Source organism: Vogesella mureinivorans, assembly GCF_007644035.1.
Lineage (GTDB): Bacteria > Pseudomonadota > Gammaproteobacteria > Burkholderiales > Chromobacteriaceae > Vogesella > Vogesella mureinivorans.
Genome location: NZ_VMTV02000121.1, coordinates 1 through 338 on the forward strand (window position 1 = coordinate 1; position 338 = coordinate 338).

The window sequence follows — 338 nt, forward strand, 5'->3', positions numbered from 1 at the left end:
CTTAACCAAGATGGGTATCCATTCTTTAAAAATTGAAGGACGCACCAAATCTTACTTTTATTGCGCAAGAACGCCGCTATCGTGAAACTGAATCGAATTATGTTCGCGATGATTTGGCACAATATTTATCGAATGCCGCTTGTGATGCTTGTGGTGGCTCACGCTTAAATGAAATTTCCCGTCATGTTCGGGTAAAAGATAAAACCATTGCTCAAATAACTAAAATGTCGATTGGTGATGCTGAAAGCTACTATCAAGATTTAAATCTTGAAGGTGCCAAAGGTGAAATTGCCGATAAGATTTTTAAAGAAATTCGTGAGCGTTTGCATTTCCTTGTT

1 protein-coding gene is annotated in these 338 nt (G+C 37.9%); it reads left to right on the forward strand.

Going from position 1 to position 338, the window contains the following annotated elements:
* The first annotated feature begins 10 nt into the window (after positions 1-10).
* Positions 11-85, forward strand: coding sequence for a U32 family peptidase (locus FLQ44_RS24795; RefSeq protein WP_240801169.1), 75 nt, complete (start codon positions 11-13; stop codon positions 83-85).
* Positions 86-338 lie beyond the last annotated feature (253 nt).